This is a genomic window from Amycolatopsis sp. NPDC051045, assembly GCF_040682955.1.
GTDB lineage: Bacteria > Actinomycetota > Actinomycetes > Mycobacteriales > Pseudonocardiaceae > Amycolatopsis.
The window spans coordinates 56389-73680 of record NZ_JBFBCC010000024.1 but is presented as its reverse complement, the minus strand read 5'-3'; the positions used below and the strand labels follow the sequence as shown (position 1 = coordinate 73680).

Here is a 17292-nt window from a genome sequence, read left to right as displayed (position 1 = left end):
ACCGGGGCGACGACGTCACTCCGTCTCCGCCATCGCTTCGGCGAACTGCGCCGCGTACAGCCGGGCGTAGGCACCACCGCTGTGCAGCAGGGTTTCGTGGTCGCCCTGCTCGACGATGCGGCCCTGTTCCATCACCAGGATCACGTCCGCGTCGCGGATGGTCGACAGGCGGTGCGCGATCACGAAGCTCGTGCGGCCGCTGCGCAGCGAGTTCATCGCCCGCTGGATGAGCACCTCGGTGCGGGTGTCGACCGAGCTCGTCGCCTCGTCCAGGATGAGGATCACCGGCTGGGCCAGGAACGCCCGCGCCACCGTGATGAGCTGCTTCTCACCGGCGCTGACCGTGCCGCCCTCGTCGTCGAGCACCGTCTCGTAGCCGTCCGGCAAGGTCCGCACGAAGCGGTCCACGTGCGTCGCCTTCGCCGCGTCGATGATCTCTTCGCGGCTCGGGTCGTCCGCGCCGTAGGCGATGTTCTCGGCGATCGTGCCGCCGAACAGCCACGCGTCCTGCAGCACCATGCCGGTCTGGTCGCGCAGCTCCTCGCGGTTCATCTGCGCGATGTCGACGCCGTCGAGCGTGATCCGCCCGCTGTCGAGCTCGTAGAACCGCATGAGCAGGTTGACCAGCGTCGTCTTCCCCGCGCCGGTCGGGCCGACGATCGCCACCGTCTGACCGGGTTCGACGGTCAGCGAAAGGTCTTCGATCAGCGGCTTGTCCGGCAGGTAGCGGAAGGAGACGTCCTGGAATTCGACGCGCCCGCGGACCACGGACGGCCGCTGCGGGTCCGCCGGCTCCGGGCCCTGCTCCTCGGCGTCGAGCAGCGCGAACACCCGCTCGGCCGAAGCGACGCCGGACTGCAGCAGGTTCGCCATGCTGGCGATCTGCGTCACCGGCTGGCTGAACTGGCGCGAGTACTGGATGAACGCCTGCACCTCGCCGAGCGTGAGGCTGCCCGACGCGACGCGCAGCGCGCCGATCACCGCGACCAGCACGTAGCTCAGGTTGCCGATGAACATCATCGCCGGCTGGATCATCCCGGAGATGAACTGCGCCCGGAAGCTCGCCTGGTAGAGCGTTTCGTTCTGCTTGTCGAAGATCGCGGCGGACTCGTCGCGGCGGCCGAACACCTTGACCAGCGCGTGCCCGGTGTACATCTCCTCGACGTGGGCGTTGAGCTTCCCGGTCGTCGACCACTGCTTGATGAAGTTCGGCTGGGCCCGCTTCCCGACCTTCGCGGCCACGACCGCCGACAGTGGCACGGTCAGCAGCGCGATCAGCGCCAGCAGCGGCGAGATCAGGAACATCATGATCAGCACGCCGACGACCGTCAGCAGCGACGAAACGATCTGCGACAGCGTCTGCTGCAGCGACTGCGCGAGGTTGTCGATGTCGTTGGTGACGCGGCTGAGCACTTCGCCGCGCGGCTGGCGGTCGAAGTACTTCAGCGGCAGCCGCGCGAACTTGTCCTCGACCTCCTGGCGCAGCCGGTACACCGCCTGCTGGACCAGGGTCGTGGTCAGCCGGGCCTGGATGAGCCCGAAGAACGACGAGATGACGAACAGCGCCAGCACGGTCAGCAGGATCTGGCCGACCTTGTCGAAGTCGATGCCGACGCCGGGCACGAGGTCGACGCGGCTGTAGATGTCGGCGAGCGTGCTGTCGCCGCGGGCGCGCAGGCCGGCGACGACCTGTTCCTTGGTGACGCCCGGTGGCACCTGCTTGCCGAGCACGCCGGCGAGGATGGCGTCGGTGGCCTGGCCGAGGATCTTCGGCCCGATCACGGTCAGCGTGACGCTGGCCGCGCCGAGCACGAGGACGCCGATGAGCGCGGCCCGCTGCGGTCTGAGCAGCCGCAGCAGCCGCTTGAGGGATCCCCTGAAGTCCAGGGCTTTCTCGGGTGGTGCGCCGCCGCCCATGAAGCGGGCACCCGGTCCGGCGGCCGCGGCCCCGGTGTTCCGGTGCCGCTGGGCGGTCGGCCGTTCGCCGGCGTCGGTGACGGCGGCCTCGGGCGATTCCGTGGTGCTCACGCCGCCTCCTGTTCGGTGAGCTGGGACAGCACGATCTCCCGGTAGGTTTCGTTGCCGTCCATGAGTTCGTGGTGGGTGCCGGTGCCGACGACGCGGCCTTCGTCGAGGACGATGATGCGGTCGGCGCCCCGGATGGTGCTGACCCGCTGCGCGACGATGACCACCGTCGCGTCCTTCGTCTCCGACACCAGCGCGCGGCGCAGGGCCGCGTCGGTCGCGTAGTCGAGCGCCGAGAACGAGTCGTCGAACAGGTAGATCTCCGGCTTGTGCACCAGCATCCGGGCGATCGCGAGCCGCTGCCGCTGGCCGCCCGAGACGTTCGTGCCGCCCTGGGCGATCGGCGCGTCGAGGCCCTCGGCCATCGCTTCGACGAAGTCCTTGCCCTGGGCCACTTCCAGCGCGTGCCACAGCTCTTCGTCGGTCGCGTCCGGGTTGCCGTACCGCAGGTTGCTCGCCACCGTGCCGGCGAACAGGTACGGCTTCTGCGGCACGAGCCCGACCGCGCGGGCGAGCACCGCCGGGTCGAGGTCGCGCACGTCGACACCGTCGACCTTCACCGTGCCGCGGGTGGCGTCCATCAACCGGGGGATCAGGTTGAGCAGGGTGGTCTTCCCGGTGCCGGTCGAGCCGATCACGGCGGTGGTCTCACCCGGCCGCCCGATCAGGGAAATGTCCTGCAGCACCGGCTTTTCCGCGCCGGGGTAGCGGAATTCGACGCCCGAGAGCTCCAGGTGCCCCCGCACCGTGCCCAGCCGGATCGGCGACACGGGCGGGCGGACGCTCGACTCGGTGTCGAGGACCTCGCTGATCCGCTCGGCGCTGACCTCCGCGCGCGGCACCATCATGAACATGAACGTGGCCATCATGACGGCCATCAGGATCTGCAGCAGGTAGGACAGGAACGCCGTCATGGCGCCGATCTGCATGCTGCCGGAGTCGATGCGCTGCCCGCCGAACCACAGCACCGCGACGCTGGAGGCGTTCATCACCAGCATCACGATCGGGAACATCAGCGCCATCAGCCGCCCGACCCGCAGCGACACGGTGAGCAGCTCGTCGTTGGCGACGTCGAAGCGCGCGCGTTCGCGGGCGTCGCGGACGAACGCGCGGATCACGCGGATACCCATGATCTGCTCGCGCAGGATCTGGTTGATCCGGTCGATCCGGACCTGCATCAGCCGGAACGCGGGCCGCATCTTGGCGATGATCGTCCCGACCGCGACGGCCAGCACCGGCACGATGACCAGCAGCAGCGACGACAGCGGCACGTCGAGGTTCAGCGCCAGGATGATGCCGCCGACGCACATGATCGGCGCGGACACCATCAGCGTCAGCGTCATCAGCACCAGCATCTGGATCTGCTGGACGTCGTTGGTGGTCCGGGTGATCAGCGACGGCGTGCCGAACTGGCCGACCTCGCGGGCCGAGAAGTCCTGCACCCGGTGGAAGACGCCGGCGCGGATGTCCCGGCCGATCGCCATCGCCGTGCGCGCGCCGAAGTACACCGCGCCGATCGAGCCGGCGATCTGGGCCAGCGTGACGGCGAGCATGATCGCGCCGATCCGCATGATGTAGGGCATGTCGCCCTTGATCAGGCCGTTGTCGACGATGTCGGCGTTCAGCGTCGGCAGGTAGAGCATGGCGATCGTCTGCACGAGCTGCAGGACGACGATCACCCACAGCGTGCCCCGGTACGGGCGCAGGTGGCTGCGCAGGAGCTTGATTAGCACAACGGTTCCCCCAGTGCGGTGGTGGCGTTCGGTTCGGGTTTCGGTGCGGTGCCGCCGGTCAGGGTCGGCATCCCGGTGGCCAGCTCGTCGAGCAGCCGCTCCAGGGTCGGCAGGAGCGGTTCGCCTTCGGTGAACCAGTTGACGAAGGCGACGCGGACGGCGCTTTCCACCGAGGAGGCCATCAGCCGGCACAGCAGGTGGTCCACACCGCCCACCCGTTTCGCGATCGTTTCGGCGAGGACCCGCTCGACCGCCGCGTGGGCGTTCAGGAATTCGCCACGCAGCATGAGCCGGCCCATCAGCTCCCGGATACGCGCAACATACGCGCGATCCGGCTCGCCTTCACGTGAATATTGCTCGAGCACCGCCTGCTTGACGGACTCCCAGAGCGGCTCGCCCTCCGGCCGGGCGAGCAGGGCTTCGCGCATCCCCTCGTGGCGGTCGACGACCACCGAGCAGACCGCCTGCTCCTTGCTGGAGAAGTAGTTGTTGAACGTGCGGGGGGAGACGCCCACTTCGGTGGCGATGTCCTCCACCCGGACGTTCTCCAGGCCGCGCTCCAGCGTGAGCCGCAGCGCGGCCTGCGCGAGGGCCCGGCGCGCTTCGCGCTTCTTCCGCTCCCGCAGGGTCAGCTTCGGTGGTTCGTCCGGCGGCATGAACAGAGTGTAGCGAAAAACTTGCGGGTCACGCAAAAAAGTGCGCGCCACGCAAGTTTGGGACGAATCGGACACGACCGGCGATTTCGCGGCCGCATCCCGATTCGGCGGGCGGAGCGACGGCCGTGTGCGCAGTGTTGCGACCCGCAACTTGCAAAAATGAACCAAATGGCCTAATCCCCTGCGCTCACCAGCAGCGACGTGGCGAAATTCCGCTTACTCACCGCGATCACATGGGGACCCGCTGTGGACATCCCACGAACCTTTCTGCTTGCATGTCCCGCATCGCCGCCGGGGTCGGCGTACCGCAGTCGTTCACAGCACAGTCATTTTCACAGCACGGTCATCTCCGCAGCACAGTCGTTTCCGCCCTTGAGCAAGGAAGAAGTGGGACCACATGGCGAGCCGGGCCCGGGAACTCCTGGATCGATCACGCGTCCTGCTGGACCGCTCGCGGGTCGCCGCCGCGCAGTTCCTCACCGCGCCCCCGAAGCACCCTGCGTACCCGGCCGCGCCCGCGGCGGGACCGGCGATCACGGAGCTGTCGCGGCCGGTCCCGGCCACGGCGCCGGCGGGCGAGGGCGTGCTGGCCGAAATCTGCGCCAGCGTCGCCCTGCGTGACCTGAACCTGCTCGACCAGCTCCTCGCGCGGCTGGAGGAACTGGAGGCGGGGGAGGAGGACCACCACCGCCTCGCCGAGCTCTACCAGCTCGACCACCTCGCCACGCGGCTGCGGCGCAACGCCGAGAACCTGCGCGTGCTGGCCGGGCAGGACACCGCCGACGACGCCGCCCGCGCGACCTCGGTGCTCGACCTCATGCGCGAGGCGATGTCCTCGATCAACCACTACGCCCGGATCACCATCGGCCGCGTGGTCAACCTCGGCGTCGTCGGCTTCGCCGCGGAAGACCTGGGGCGGGTGCTGGCGGAGCTGTTCGACAACGCGGCCAACCAGTCCTCGCCGAGCTCGCCGGTGCACGTCAGCGCGCACCTGACCGAACAGGGCAGCGTGCTCGTCCGGATCGAGGACGAGGGCATCGGCATCCCGGCCGACCGCATCGGGGACCTCAACGTGCGCTTGGCCGCGGGCGGTGACCTCGACGACGCCGCGGCGCGGCACATGGGGCTCGCCGTGGTCGCCCGCCTGGCCGCCCGGCACGGCGTCACCGTGCGGCTCGACCGGCGCAGCCCCAACGGCACGGTGGCCACCGTGCTGCTGCCCACCGGCGTGGTGACCGAGCTCGCCGAGCACGCGTGGTCGGGCACCCGGACCGTCACCATCGAACCGGTCAAGGCCGGGGCCGGTCGCGAGCCGGCCGCCGTCGGCGGGTTGCCGCGCCGCCGCTCCGGCACCCGCCCGCGGGAGCAGCAGGAGCCACCGCCGCGCAAGCCGAGCCCCCGGCCGCGCCCGGTCGAGCGGGCCGTCGGCGGGACCACGGCGAACGGCCTGCCGCGCCGCGTGCCCGGCAGCATCCGCGGTGCCGCACCGGAACCGCCGCCACCGCCGCCGCCACCGGCCCGGGACACCGCCGCGTCCGGGCACGAACGGCTGCTCGCCGACCTCGGCGCGTTCGCCGACGGCGAGCAGGCCGCGCTCGCGGAGAACCGCACCCGGCAGGACGAGACGCCCGGAGGAACCGCCCGGTGAGCGCCCCCCACCCGGCCACGGCGAACTTCGCCTGGCTGCTCGACGACTTCGTGCGCAAGGTCCACGGCGTGAGCCACGCGCTGATCATGAGCGTGGACGGCTTCCCGCTCACCGCGTCGGACTCGGTCGGCGAGGCCGAGGCCGAGCAGCTCGCCGCGATCGCCAGCGGCCTGCTCTCCCTGGCCGGCAACAGCGCGGCCCTGTTCGGGAAGGGCGCCTGCGAGCAGATCATCATCCGGCTCACCCACGGCTACTTCCTGTTCATGGGCATCGGATCGGGTGCCGGGCTCGCGGTGCTGACCTCGGGCGAGGCGGACATGAAGGTGGTCGCCTACGAGATGACCCAGTTCATCACCAACGCCGGCCACGCGCTCACCCCCGAGGTGCGCGCGGAGCTGCGGCAGGTGCTGACCGCGCGCCGGCCCCGGATGTGACGCCCGTGCCGGACGAGGAAGTGATGCCCGTGTCCAGACAGGACACCCCCTTGCCCCGCCGGAGCCGCCGGATCCGCGCGTACGCGCTGACCGGCGGCCGTACCGGCACCCGCCACCAGCTGCTGGTGGAGACCCTGATCTCGGTGCCGCAGTACGACCCCGCGCTGAGCGACACGCTCATGCCCGAGTCGCGCTCGCTCTACGAACGGGCCCGGGTGCGGTGCTCGGTCGCCGAGCTGTCGGTCGGGCTGGACCTGCCGCTGGGTGTGGTGCGGGTGCTGCTCGGCGACCTCGCCTCCGAGGGGGCGGTGTTCGTCCACCCCACCGCGCACGCCTACCACCACGACACCAACGTGCTCGAGAGGATCCTTGATGGGCTCAAGCGGCTCCCCGCCTGAGGGCGATCTGCTGACGATCTCCGCGAAGATCGTCGTCGCCGGGGGATTCGGTGTCGGCAAGACCACCTTCGTCGGTGCGGTGTCGGAAGTGCCGCCGATGAGCAACGAAGCGTGGATGACCGAGGCCGGGGAAGGCGTCGACGACCTCCCGCCCGGCAACAAGTCGACCACCACCGTGGCGATGGACTTCGGGCGGATCACGCTGCGCCCGGACCTGCTGCTGTACCTGTTCGGCACACCGGGGCAGGCGCGGTTCTGGTTCCTGTGGGACGACCTCAGCCGCGGCGCGCTCGGCGCGGTCGTGCTGGTCGACACCAGCCGGATCGACGAGTCGTTCGCGGCGATCAACTACTTCGAGAACGACTCGGAGCTGCCGTTCGTGGTGGCGGTCAACCAGTTCGAGGGCAAGCCGGAGCACGACCTCGACGAGGTGCGCGACGCACTGGCGCTCGACCCGGCCGTCCCGCTGGTGACCTGCGACGCCCGGGACCGCGCGTCGACGATCGCCACCCTGACCGAGCTGGTCGGCCACACGCTGTCGCTGGCGGTGCTCTCCGGCCCGGCGGGCCGCGAACTCGCCGGCAGCACCCCGCACGCCTGAGTCCCCGGAAGGTGAAGAGCTCCATGCGCAAGGTCCTGATCGTCGGCGCCGGGCAGTCCGGCCTGCAACTGGCCCTCGGGCTGCAGGCGAAGGACTACGACGTCACGGTGATGTCGGCGCGGACGCCGGAGGAGATCCGGACCGGGCGGGTGATGTCGACGCAGTGCATGTTCCACGACGCGCTGCAGCACGAGCGGGACCTCGGACTGAACCTGTGGGAGACCGAGACCGTCGACGTCGAAGGCCTCGGCGTGTCGGTGGCCGCGCCGGACGGCGGCCGCGCGCTCGACTGGTTCGCCGAGCTCGACCACCCAGCGCAGTCGGTCGACCAGCGGGTGAAGATGGCCGGTTGGCTGGAGCTGTTCGAAGACCGCGGTGGCAAGCTCGTCATCCACGGCGTGATGACGTCCGAACTGGACGCGCTGGCCCGGCTGTACGACCTGGTGATCATCTCGGCCGGCAAGGGCGAGCTGGTCCAGCTGTTCGACCGCGTGCCGGAGCGGTCACCGTACACGCGGCCGATGCGCGCGCTTTCGCTGGTCTACGCCCACGGGGTGGGCCGGCGGCCGGAGCACCCGGAGAAGGTGGGGGTGCGGTTCAACATCGTCCCCGGCGTCGGCGAGCTGTTCATGATCCCGGCGTACACGTTGAGCGGCAATTGCGACATCCTCTTCTTCGAAGGGGTGCCGGGCGGGCCGCTGGACTGCTTCGACGACCACCCGGGCCCGGACGAGCACTTCAAGCGCGTGCTCGACCTGATGCGGCAGTTCGTGCCGTGGGAGTACGACCGCTGCCGCGACGCGGAGCTGACCGACGCGAAGGCGACCCTGGCCGGCGGGTACCCGCCGGTGGTCCGCCACCCGGTGGGCACCCTGCCGGGCGGGGCGACCGTGCTGGGCATGGCCGACGTCGTCGTGGCGAACGACCCGATCACCGGGCAGGGTTCGAACAACGCGAGCCACTGCGCGGCGACCTACCTGGACGCCATCCTGTCCCGCGGTGACCGGCCGTTCGACGCGGCGTGGATGGAAGCGACGTTCGAGCGCTACTGGGAGTACGCCCGGCACGTGACCGATTGGACGAACGCCCTGCTCCTGCCGCCGCCCCCGCACGTGCTCCAGATCCTCGGGGTGGCGAGCCGGAATCCCACGGTGGCGAAGCGGTTCGTGAACGGATTCGCCGACCCCACCGACTTCCGGCACTGGTTCATGGACCCCGCACTTTGGGAGAAGTACCTGGCAGAGGTCTAGATCGCCGGAGGCGCTGCACTGTCGCGGAGGGACGATTCGGGCTACGGTTGTCACGTAGCGTGAAGGCGACAGGGTGGCACATCGGAGGTGCGTGGCATGCGGGCGATGTGGAAGGGCTCGGTGTCGTTCGGGCTGGTCAGCATCCCGATCCAGCTGTACGCGGCCACCGAGAACAAGAACGTCTCCCTCCGGCAGGTGCACGAGGCCGACGGCGGCCGCATCCAGTACAAGCGGTTCTGCACGATCGACGGCCAGGAAGTGCCCTACGCCGAGATCGCCAAGGGCTACGAGCTGCCCGACGGCGAGATGGTGGTGATCACCGACGCGGAGATGGCCGAACTGCCGCTGACCACCCAGCGCACGATCGACGTGCTGGAGTTCGTGCCGCTCGAGTCGATCGACCCGATCCAGTACGACCGGACGTACTACCTGGAGCCGCAGAAGAACGCGGTGAAGCCGTACCTCGTGCTGCGGGACGCGCTGCACAAGTCGAACCAGGTGGCCGTCGCGAAGGTCGCGGTCCGGCAGCGGGAGAGCATGGCGGTGCTGCGCGTGCACGCCGACGTGCTGGTGATGACGACGATGCTGTGGCCGGATGAGGTCCGCGAACCGGACTTCCCGTTCCTGCGCGACGACCCGCCGCAGATCCGGCCGCAGGAGCTGACCATGGCCGGGTCGCTGATCGACTCGCTGGCCGAGCCGGTGTTCGAGCCGGACAAGTACCGCGACCACTACCGCGAGGCGCTCGAGGAGATGATCGAGGCCAAGGTCGCGGGGGACGAGACGACCAAGCCCGCGGCGGTCACGGCCAAGGCCGACGTCGTCGACCTGATGGCGGCGCTTCAGGCCAGTGTGGACGCTGCCAAGAAGTCGCGCCAGTCCTCTTCGGAGGCGTCCGATGAGGACGCCAAACCGGCGAAGAAGAAGCCCGCCGCCCGCAAGCGGGCGCCGAAGTCCGCCTGAGGCCGCTGTCCCGGGGTAACCCGATCGTGTATGCAGCTGTGTACACGGGCTTGGCGATGTGCTAACACTAACGAGGTCCTTCGGCTCTCCCTCCCCCTCGGAGCCGGAGGACCCCTTTCGTTCCGGCAGTGTCCGCTGTGGATACGTCCGCTGTGGATACTTCAGCGCTGGGTGTACAGTTCACTGCATGGTGACCTGTGAGACGCGTGAGTCGGCGCTGGCCCGCATCGGGCGGGCCCTGTCCGACCCGACCCGTTGCCGGATCCTGACCGCACTGCTCGACGGCCCCGCCTATCCCGGGCGGCTGGCCGCCGAGCTCGGGCTGAGCCGGTCGAACGTGTCGAACCACCTGTCCTGCCTGCGCGGCTGCGGACTCGTCGTGGCCGGCTACGAGGGCCGTCAGGTGCGCTACGAGATCGCCGACGCGCACCTGGCCCGCGCGCTGCGGGAGCTCGTCCAGGTCGTCCTGGCGGTGGAACCGCGGGACGCCTGCGAGGACGAGCCGGTGGTGGCGCGGTGAAGCCGGAACCTGCGGCCCGGACCTGCACCGACGGCTGCTGCGCGCCACCCGCGGTGGGGCCGGATCGCCGGGTGGTGCTGGTGCGCCGGGTCCGGCTGCTCGTGGCGGCGACCATCACCTACAACGTCGTCGAAGCCGTGGTCGCCCTGACCGCCGGTGCCGCGGCATCGTCGGGGGCGCTGATCGGTTTCGGGCTGGATTCGGTGATCGAGGTCGCTTCGGCCGTCGCGGTCGCGTGGCAGTTCTCCGGCCGCGATCCGGAAACCCGGGAACGGCAGGCGCTGAAAGCGATCGCAATTTCCTTCTTCGCGCTCGCGATTTACGTGACGGGGGAAGCGGTCAGTACGTTTTTTACCGCCGCGGCGCCGGAAAGTTCGAAGACCGGAATCGTGCTCGCGGCCGTTTCCCTCGCGGTGATGCCCGCGCTGTCCGCGGCGCAGCGCCGGGCGGGGCGGGAGCTGGGTTCCGCCAGCGCCGTCGCGGATTCGCGGCAGACTTTGCTCTGCACTTACCTTTCCGCGGTCCTGCTGGCGGGGTTGCTGCTCAACACCCTGTTCGGCTGGTGGTGGGCCGACCCGGCCGTCGCGCTCGCGATCGCCGGGGTGGCGGTGAAAGAAGGCCGAACGGCCTGGCGCGGCCAGCATTGCTGCTGACGCGCGCCAGGCCGCGGCGGAGTCCCGGGATCAGTACCAGTGCGCGCGGCCACCGATCCGGCGGCCGGTGCCGCCCAAGATGGCCAGTGCCACGCCGGCCACCGCGAGAATGATACCGATGGTGTACAGCACCGGGATGCCCACGATGAACCCGATGACGAGCAAAATCACACCGAGAATGATCACTTGACACACTCCTTCGCATGAGACCCGGCCCGGCTCCGTGCCGTCCGGGCGGATGCGCTCTCGACCGGAGGATGGCCAGTTTGCCGATAAACCAAACTACGGCGAATGGAGCAATCTTGGATCAGTACCGGTAGTGATCGAGCTTGTACGGGCCTTCGACGTCGACCCCGATGTACTCCGCCTGCTCCTTCGTGAGCTTGGTGAGTTTCACACCGAGGGCGTCGAGGTGCAGGTGGGCCACCTTCTCGTCCAGGTGCTTCGGCAGCCGGTGAACCTCGGTGGCGTACTCGCCGGGCTTGGTGAACAGCTCGATCTGCGCGATCGCCTGGTTGGTGAAGGAGTTCGACATCACGAACGACGGGTGCCCGGTCGCGTTGCCCAGGTTCATCAGCCGCCCTTCGGACAGCACGATGATCGCGTGGCCGTCCGGGAACGTCCACTCGTGCACCTGCGGCTTGATCTCGTTCTTCGTGACCCCGGGGAGTTTCGCCAGCCCGGCGATGTCGCTCTCGTTGTCGAAGTGACCGACGTTGGCCACGATCGCGTTGTGCTTCATGCGGCTCATCTGGGCGGCGGAGATGATGCCGAAGTTCCCGGTGGTGGTGATGAAGATGTCGGCGACGGCGACCATGTCGTCGAGTTCGACGACGTCGAGCCCGTCCATCGCCGCCTGCAGCGCGCAGATCGGGTCGATCTCGGTGACCGAAACCCGGGCGCCCTGGCCGCGCAGCGCCTCCACCGCGCCCTTGCCGACGTCGCCGTAGCCGCAGACGACCACGCGCTTGCCGCCGATCATCACGTCGGTGGCCCGGTTCAGGCCGTCCACAAGGGAGTGCCGGATGCCGTACTTGTTGTCGAACTTGGACTTCGTCACCGAGTCGTTGACGTTCATCGCGGGGAAGAGCAGCTCGCCGTCCTTGGCGAGCTTGTAGAGCCGCTTGACGCCGTTGGTCGTCTCCTCGGTGACGCCGCGGATCTCCTTGGCCATCCGGGTGAAGCGGTCGCCGTCGGCCGCCACGCTCGCGCGCAGGGTCTCCAGGACGATCCGGTATTCTTCCGGGTCCTCTTCGGACGGTTGCGGCACCGCGCCCGCCGCCTCGAACCGGACTCCGTTGTGGACGAGCAGCGTGGCGTCGCCCCCGTCGTCGAGGATCATGTTCGGGGCCTGGCCGCCGGGGAAGGCGAAGAGCCGGTCGGTGCACCACCAGTACTCTTCGAGCGTCTCGCCCTTCCACGCGAACACCGAGGTGCCCGCCGGGGCGTCCACCGAGCCCTCCGGGCCGACGACGACCGCGGCGGCGGCTTCGTCCTGGGTGGAGAAGATGTTGCAGGACACCCAGCGCACCTGCGCGCCGAGCGCCACCAGGGTCTCGATGAGCACGGCCGTCTGCACCGTCATGTGCAGCGACCCGGCGATGCGGGCGCCCTTCAGCGGCTGCGCGGCGGCGTACTCGCGGCGGGTCGCCATCAGGCCGGGCATCTCGTGCTCGGCCAGCCGCAGCTGGGTGCGGCCGGCTTCGGCCAGCGCGAGGTCGGCGACGGCGAAGTCGAGGCCATTGCGGGTCTGCAGTTTCTCACTCATGCTTCGGTGCACTCCGGAGTTCGTCGGGATGCGCTCGGGAGGCAGAAGTCCGTGCGGACAGAGAAAGGCACCTCCCTCGCGGGAGGCGCCCTTGGAGTCGTGGTCCGGGCCGAGCGTGGCGGAAAAGATCTCCGTCGCAGCGCCTCTCGGCCCGGGACCAGGATGGCAAAGCCGGCGCGACGCTGTCAAGCGAGCGGGTGGGCCATGAGAACGTCGTCGACGTCCGCGCCGTCGATGCGGAATTCGCCCCGCAGCACGCCTTCCACGACGAACCCGCAGCGCTCGTAGACCCGGCGGGCGCCGGTGTTGTGCCCCAGCACGCGCAGCGTCACCTTGCGGGCGCCGCGCTGCCGCGCCTCGGCCACGGCGGCGTCGACGAGCCGCTGCGCGATGCCGAGCCGCTGCCGGTCCGGGTCCACCGCGAGGCCGCCGATCACCCGCACGTGCCGGTGGGCGGGGATGCCGAACCCCTCGGCGAGCCGCACGTACCCGGCGACCACGCCGTCGTGCTCCGCGACGAGGAAGTCCTCGGGCCGCGTGTCGTCGTCGAAGAACGGCGTGCCGGGCGAAGGCGGGGGAGCGGGGGACACCACGGAGGTCCAGGTGCGCTCGTCGATCTTGGCGAGCGCGGCTTCGTCCTCGGCGCGGGCCGTCCTGATGGTGATCGTCACGCGAGCTCCCGCCAGGCCTGTTCGACGATCCCGGCGAGCTCCCGCGGGTCCCGGTTGCCTTCGGAGCTGATGCTCCGCAGGGTGACGGTCAGGGCCGGGCCGGTGCGCTGGCAGTTCGTGACGAAGGACCGCTCGGGGTCCGGCGCCGACCCGGCGGGCGTGGAACCGTTGTACCGCAGGCACTGCACGGCGCCGACGCGCACGAGTTCGGTGCTCGGCGCGGCCAGCCCGAGTGCCTCGGTGTCCTCGTACGGCGCGACGAGCTCGGGGGAGGACGCGCGCACGGCGACCAGCTGGAACGCGCGTTGCAGCCGGGCGTCCTGGTACTGCTGGGCGATCGCGCCCGCCCCGCCGTAGGCCACCGATACGCGGGCCGCGGTCTCCCGGTCGGTCTTTGCGATGCGGGCGATCATGGGCTGCCCCTTGACCTTGTCGAGCTTCGCGATCGCCTCCTGGGCCCGGCTCAAGCCGCCGAGCTGGGGTGGCGCGGAGAGCGCCCGCCCGCTCGGCGCGTCGACGAGCAGTGTCAGCACCAGCCAGGGCACGCCGACCAGGAGTGCGCCGATCAGGACGCCGAGCAGGCCCGTCACGGCCGGCCGGGAGAGGAGCGAGCGGCGAGGCGCCGGGATCTGTGCCGGTTGCCCGGGCGCGGGTCCGGGCGGGACGTCCGGTGAGAAGCCCGGCGGGGGGTCGGCGGTCACCAGGCCATCGTGGCGCAGTCCGCAACGCCGCGGAAAGGGAATTTTGCGGTCAGCGGGTCAGACCAGGTGCGCGTGCCGCCAGATGCCTTCGGAGCGGCCGCCGATCAGCCCCGCGTCGCGCAGGAACGGCACGATCTTCTCCGCCATCCAGCGGCGGGTTTCGTGGAAGTGCGGGTTCGCCAGCGCGGCGGCGCGGCCCTCGCGGGGGTCGATCCCGACGCTGCGGTAGATCCGCGGGTCGACCATGCTGTCGATGACGCCGAACGCGACCAGTGCGGTCCGCAGCCGGTGGCGCTGCAGCGCCGCCTTCGACAGCTTCGGCGTCTCCCGCAGCACCTCCTCCTTGGCGAACCGGACGTGCCGGGCCTCCTCGACGACGTGGATGCGGTTGACCGAGCGGATCAGCGGCTGGATGCCGTCGTCGTCCATCATCGACCGCTGCAGCCGGTCGGTGCTCTCCTCCGCGACCAGCACGCTGGCGAACATCGACGGCCCGGCGGCGGTCGCGCCGAACACCTTCGCGGCGCGGTGCACCACCTTCGGGACGCCGTAGCGCGGGACGCCGAGCCGCTCGGCGGTGCGGGCGAACATCACCGAGTGCCGCGTCTCGTCGCCGATCTCGGTGAGCGCGTACTGCGCGTGCTCGGTCCGCGCGTCGAGGTCGAAGACGTACCGGGCGAGCAGGTGCATCAGGACGATCTCGAACCACAGGCCGACGCTCATGATGCTGGCGATCTCGTGCTTGGACAGCTCGATGCGCTGCTCCGGCGTGAGCCGGGCCCACAGGTCCGTGCCGTAGAGGGAGACGCGTTCGAGCGGCATGTACGCCTTGCCTTCGGCGAGCGGCGCGTCCCAGTCGATGTCGACGTACGGGTCGTAGGAGTTCTTCGCGGAGCTCTTGAGCAGTCGAGCCGCGGTGACGTCCCGGTCCTGGGCCTCGACGCCCATGGCGGCCTCCGGAAAGTAGGGGGTACACGTTGTACTAGTTACTTCCGGGAGCGTACACGGCCCGGCCGGTCCTGAGTAGGCTTCCGCCGTGACCAAGGTCGACGGACGGGCGACGCGCTGGGCGGGCCAGCAGGAGCGGCGGCGCGCCGAGTTCGTCGACGCCGCACTGGCCGCCATCGCCGAGCACGGCCCGGACGTCTCGACCGAGCAGATCGCCGACCGCGCCGGCGTCGCCCGCACCCGCCTGTACCGGCACTTCGACGGCGCGGCCGACCTCCGCCGGGCGATCGCCCAGCGGGCGGCCGAGCTGGTGACGGCCGACCTGGCGCCGCTCTGGCACCCCGAGGGCTCCCCGAACGAGATGATCTCCACGGTGATCTCGACGCACCTGCGCTGGCTGACCGAGCACGCCCACCTGCACCGCTACCTCGCCCGCGCGCTGCCGGGCGGCCCGGAGGACCGGCCGGACGTCCGCGGCGCGATCGCCCGGCACCTCAGCCGGCTGTTCACCGGCTACCTGACGGCGTTCGGCCTCGACCCGGCGCCGGCGGACACGATCGCGTTCGGCCTGGTCGGTTACGTCGAGTCGGCGACGACCCGCTGGCTCGACCACCCGGGCACGCTCAGCCTGGCCCAGCTGACCGGCCAGCTCACCGGCACGATCTGGGCGATGCTGGACCACACGCTGCGCGCGGGCGGGGTGGAACTGGACCCGGACCGGCCGTTGCCGCTGCCGGAAGGGATCTAGTCCGCGCGCGGGAACTCGGCCCGCACGCCCAGCAGCCGGACCGCCCGGGTCAGGGTGAACATGCCGAGCACCTCCTGGGCGGCGCGGTCGATCTCGGCGGCGTCCGACGTCGGCTCCGGCAGCGTGACGCTGTGCGTGTGGGTCAGGAACGGCACGAACCGCACCTTGACCGCCACCCGCGCGGCCGGGCGGCCTTCTTCGATGACGTCCTGGGCGACGCGCTTCGCCAGCGCCGAGACCTCCGCCGCCATCTCCGCCCGGTCCGTCAGGTCGCGCTGGAACGTCGTCTCGCGGCTGCGCGAGCGAGCCACGTACGGCGTCGCGCTCACTTCGGCGTCGCTGATGCCGCCGCCGAGCAGCCGCAGCCAGGGGCCCGTCTTCGGGCCGAACCGCGCGGCCAGTGCCGCCGGGTCCGCGCCGGCCAGATCCAGCACTGTCCGAATGCCCGTTTCGGCGAGCTTCTTCGCCGTCTTGCCGCCGATGCCCCACAGCGCGTCGGTCGGGCGGGCGGCCATCACGTCCCACCAGTTCTCCTGCGTCAGCCGGAAGATGCCGCCCGGCTTGCCGAACCCGGTGGCGAGCTTGGCCCGCAGCTTGTTGTCACCGATCCCGACCGCGCACGACAACCCCGTCTCGCGCGCCACCGCCTCCTTGATCGAGCCGGCCAGCGCCTCCGGGTCGCCGGTCTCCGCGCCGACGAAGGCCTCGTCCCAGCCCAGCACCTCGACCACGACCGGCAGCTCCCGCACCGCGGCCATCACGCGCGCCGACACCTCGAGGTAGGCGTCCGGGTCGCTGGGCAGGAAGACGGCGTCCGGGCAGCGCTTGGCGGCGATCCGCAGCGGCATGCCGGACTGGATCCCGAACTCGCGGGCCTCGTAGGACGCCGTCGCGACGACGGCGCGTTCGGCCGGGTCGCCGTTGCCGCCGACCACCACGGGCTTCCCACCCAGCTCCGGGTGGCGGGCGATCTCGACCGCGGCGATGAACTGGTCGAGGTCGACGTGCAGGACCCACTTCACGCCGCCCAGTCTGCCTCAGATCCGGTGCCGCGCCACGTGGGTCCAGACGGTGCCGGTGAGGGCGAGGATGCCGCACAGCGTCACGCCGGGATCGGGCAGCACCAAGCCCAGGACCAGCAGGGCCACGGCGGTGAGGTCGAAGACGATCAGCAAGGCTCCGCGGAGCGCGCGCGACTTCGGGCGCTTGCCGTCGCGAAGCGTGGCAGCCAGATCCGGGTCGCTGAGTTCCAGGCTGCGCTCGATCTTCTCGAGTTCGGTGCGATCGTGGTGACTGAGCATCGGGCACTCCTTCGGCGCCGGACCCGCCGTATCGCCTGAGCGAATACCCAATCGTCCTCCCGGCGAACCGCCGAACGCCCGCCTTTTTCGGACTTTTCTCTGCGCCGACCGGGTGATCTGCGCTCCGTGACCGGGCTTGGCCACGTTAAGTTGTCCCGTGAACGTGGCCGGTCGTGGCCCGGACGACGGAGGGGGACGCCCGCGCGGGCGGCCGTTGGGGGCCGGCGTGGCCACGTCCTCCCTGCGTGCCGGGCTGCGCGGTCAGCCCTTCAAG

Annotated in this window: 19 protein-coding genes and 1 riboswitch; of the genes, 9 read left to right on the top strand and 10 right to left on the bottom strand. The window is 70.4% G+C overall.

Going from position 1 to position 17292, the window contains the following annotated elements; genetic code table 11:
* Window positions 1-15 precede the first annotated feature (15 nt).
* From AB0M80_RS37020 to AB0M80_RS37010, 3 genes are read right to left on the bottom strand one after another with little or no spacing between them, the layout of a single operon-like run.
* Window positions 16-2028 carry an ABC transporter ATP-binding protein gene (locus tag AB0M80_RS37020; RefSeq protein ID WP_364574261.1) on the bottom strand — a complete coding sequence of 671 codons (2013 nt, stop codon included), beginning with the start codon at window positions 2026-2028 and terminating at the stop codon, window positions 16-18.
* Window positions 2025-3758 (bottom strand): ABC transporter ATP-binding protein, encoded by a 1734-nt coding sequence (locus AB0M80_RS37015; protein WP_364574259.1) that lies wholly within the window; start codon window positions 3756-3758, stop codon window positions 2025-2027. Before AB0M80_RS37015 ends, AB0M80_RS37020 begins: the two co-directional genes overlap by 4 nt.
* On the bottom strand, window positions 3752-4414 hold the full coding sequence (locus tag AB0M80_RS37010) for a TetR/AcrR family transcriptional regulator (RefSeq protein WP_364574257.1): 663 nt from the start codon (window positions 4412-4414) through the stop codon (window positions 3752-3754). Before AB0M80_RS37010 ends, AB0M80_RS37015 begins: the two co-directional genes overlap by 7 nt.
* A gap of 397 nt (window positions 4415-4811) precedes the next feature.
* Here AB0M80_RS37010 and AB0M80_RS37005 point away from each other — a divergent pair, with 397 nt between their 5' ends.
* The 8 genes from AB0M80_RS37005 (at window position 4812) to AB0M80_RS36970 (ending at window position 10881) form a co-directional block, all read left to right on the top strand.
* Window positions 4812-6062 carry an ATP-binding protein gene (locus AB0M80_RS37005; protein ID WP_364574255.1) on the top strand — a complete coding sequence of 417 codons (1251 nt, stop codon included), beginning with the start codon at window positions 4812-4814 and terminating at the stop codon, window positions 6060-6062.
* Window positions 6059-6496 (top strand): roadblock/LC7 domain-containing protein, encoded by a 438-nt coding sequence (locus AB0M80_RS37000; protein ID WP_013227092.1) that lies wholly within the window; start codon window positions 6059-6061, stop codon window positions 6494-6496. The genes AB0M80_RS37005 and AB0M80_RS37000 overlap by 4 nt, the downstream gene beginning before the upstream one ends.
* A 23-nt stretch (window positions 6497-6519) precedes the next feature.
* Window positions 6520-6894, top strand: a complete 375-nt coding sequence (locus tag AB0M80_RS36995; protein WP_364574253.1) for a DUF742 domain-containing protein — start codon at window positions 6520-6522, stop codon at window positions 6892-6894.
* Window positions 6869-7495, top strand: coding sequence for an ATP/GTP-binding protein (locus tag AB0M80_RS36990; protein ID WP_364574251.1), 627 nt, complete (start codon window positions 6869-6871; stop codon window positions 7493-7495). The genes AB0M80_RS36995 and AB0M80_RS36990 overlap by 26 nt, the downstream gene beginning before the upstream one ends.
* Window positions 7496-7518: 23 nt before the next feature.
* A complete protein-coding gene (locus AB0M80_RS36985) occupies window positions 7519-8745 on the top strand; it encodes a styrene monooxygenase/indole monooxygenase family protein (RefSeq protein WP_364574249.1) in 1227 nt (408 codons plus the stop codon).
* A gap of 96 nt (window positions 8746-8841) precedes the next feature.
* The gene (locus AB0M80_RS36980) at window positions 8842-9708 is read left to right on the top strand and encodes a Ku protein (RefSeq protein ID WP_364574248.1); all 867 of its coding nucleotides are present in this window, start codon (window positions 8842-8844) and stop codon (window positions 9706-9708) included.
* A gap of 187 nt (window positions 9709-9895) precedes the next feature.
* Window positions 9896-10228, top strand: coding sequence for a metalloregulator ArsR/SmtB family transcription factor (locus AB0M80_RS36975; protein WP_364574246.1), 333 nt, complete (start codon window positions 9896-9898; stop codon window positions 10226-10228).
* A 71-nt stretch (window positions 10229-10299) separates the two neighbouring features.
* Complete coding sequence (locus AB0M80_RS36970) at window positions 10300-10881, top strand: cation transporter (protein ID WP_364574244.1); 582 nt, start codon at window positions 10300-10302, stop codon at window positions 10879-10881.
* 30 nt (window positions 10882-10911) lie between these two features.
* On the opposite strand, the gene AB0M80_RS36965 is transcribed toward AB0M80_RS36970, so the two are convergent.
* From AB0M80_RS36965 to AB0M80_RS36945, 5 genes are all read right to left on the bottom strand, one after another.
* Window positions 10912-11067, bottom strand: coding sequence for a hypothetical protein (locus AB0M80_RS36965; protein ID WP_004559113.1), 156 nt, complete (start codon window positions 11065-11067; stop codon window positions 10912-10914).
* 121 nt (window positions 11068-11188) lie between these two features.
* Window positions 11189-12649 (bottom strand): adenosylhomocysteinase, encoded by a 1461-nt coding sequence (ahcY, locus tag AB0M80_RS36960; RefSeq protein ID WP_364574242.1) that lies wholly within the window; start codon window positions 12647-12649, stop codon window positions 11189-11191.
* A 76-nt stretch (window positions 12650-12725) separates the two neighbouring features.
* A riboswitch (S-adenosyl-L-homocysteine riboswitch) is annotated at window positions 12726-12803 on the bottom strand.
* Between the two features lie 31 nt (window positions 12804-12834).
* On the bottom strand, window positions 12835-13320 hold the full coding sequence (locus AB0M80_RS36955) for a GNAT family N-acetyltransferase (RefSeq protein ID WP_364574240.1): 486 nt from the start codon (window positions 13318-13320) through the stop codon (window positions 12835-12837).
* The gene (locus AB0M80_RS36950) at window positions 13317-14021 is read right to left on the bottom strand and encodes a hypothetical protein (protein WP_364574238.1); all 705 of its coding nucleotides are present in this window, start codon (window positions 14019-14021) and stop codon (window positions 13317-13319) included. The genes AB0M80_RS36955 and AB0M80_RS36950 overlap by 4 nt, the downstream gene beginning before the upstream one ends.
* Before the next feature lie 57 nt (window positions 14022-14078).
* Window positions 14079-14969 (bottom strand): diiron oxygenase, encoded by an 891-nt coding sequence (locus AB0M80_RS36945; protein ID WP_364574236.1) that lies wholly within the window; start codon window positions 14967-14969, stop codon window positions 14079-14081.
* An 88-nt stretch (window positions 14970-15057) separates the two neighbouring features.
* On the opposite strand from AB0M80_RS36945, the gene AB0M80_RS36940 reads away from it, so the two are divergent.
* The gene (locus tag AB0M80_RS36940) at window positions 15058-15717 is read left to right on the top strand and encodes a TetR/AcrR family transcriptional regulator (protein ID WP_364574234.1); all 660 of its coding nucleotides are present in this window, start codon (window positions 15058-15060) and stop codon (window positions 15715-15717) included.
* Here AB0M80_RS36940 and AB0M80_RS36935 read toward each other — a convergent pair.
* Window positions 15714-16739 (bottom strand): DNA polymerase IV, encoded by a 1026-nt coding sequence (locus AB0M80_RS36935; protein ID WP_364574232.1) that lies wholly within the window; start codon window positions 16737-16739, stop codon window positions 15714-15716. The two genes, AB0M80_RS36940 and AB0M80_RS36935, sit on opposite strands and share 4 nt — an antisense overlap.
* A 15-nt stretch (window positions 16740-16754) precedes the next feature.
* Window positions 16755-17018 (bottom strand): DUF3040 domain-containing protein, encoded by a 264-nt coding sequence (locus AB0M80_RS36930; protein ID WP_364574230.1) that lies wholly within the window; start codon window positions 17016-17018, stop codon window positions 16755-16757.
* Between the last annotated feature and the right edge of the window lie 274 nt (window positions 17019-17292).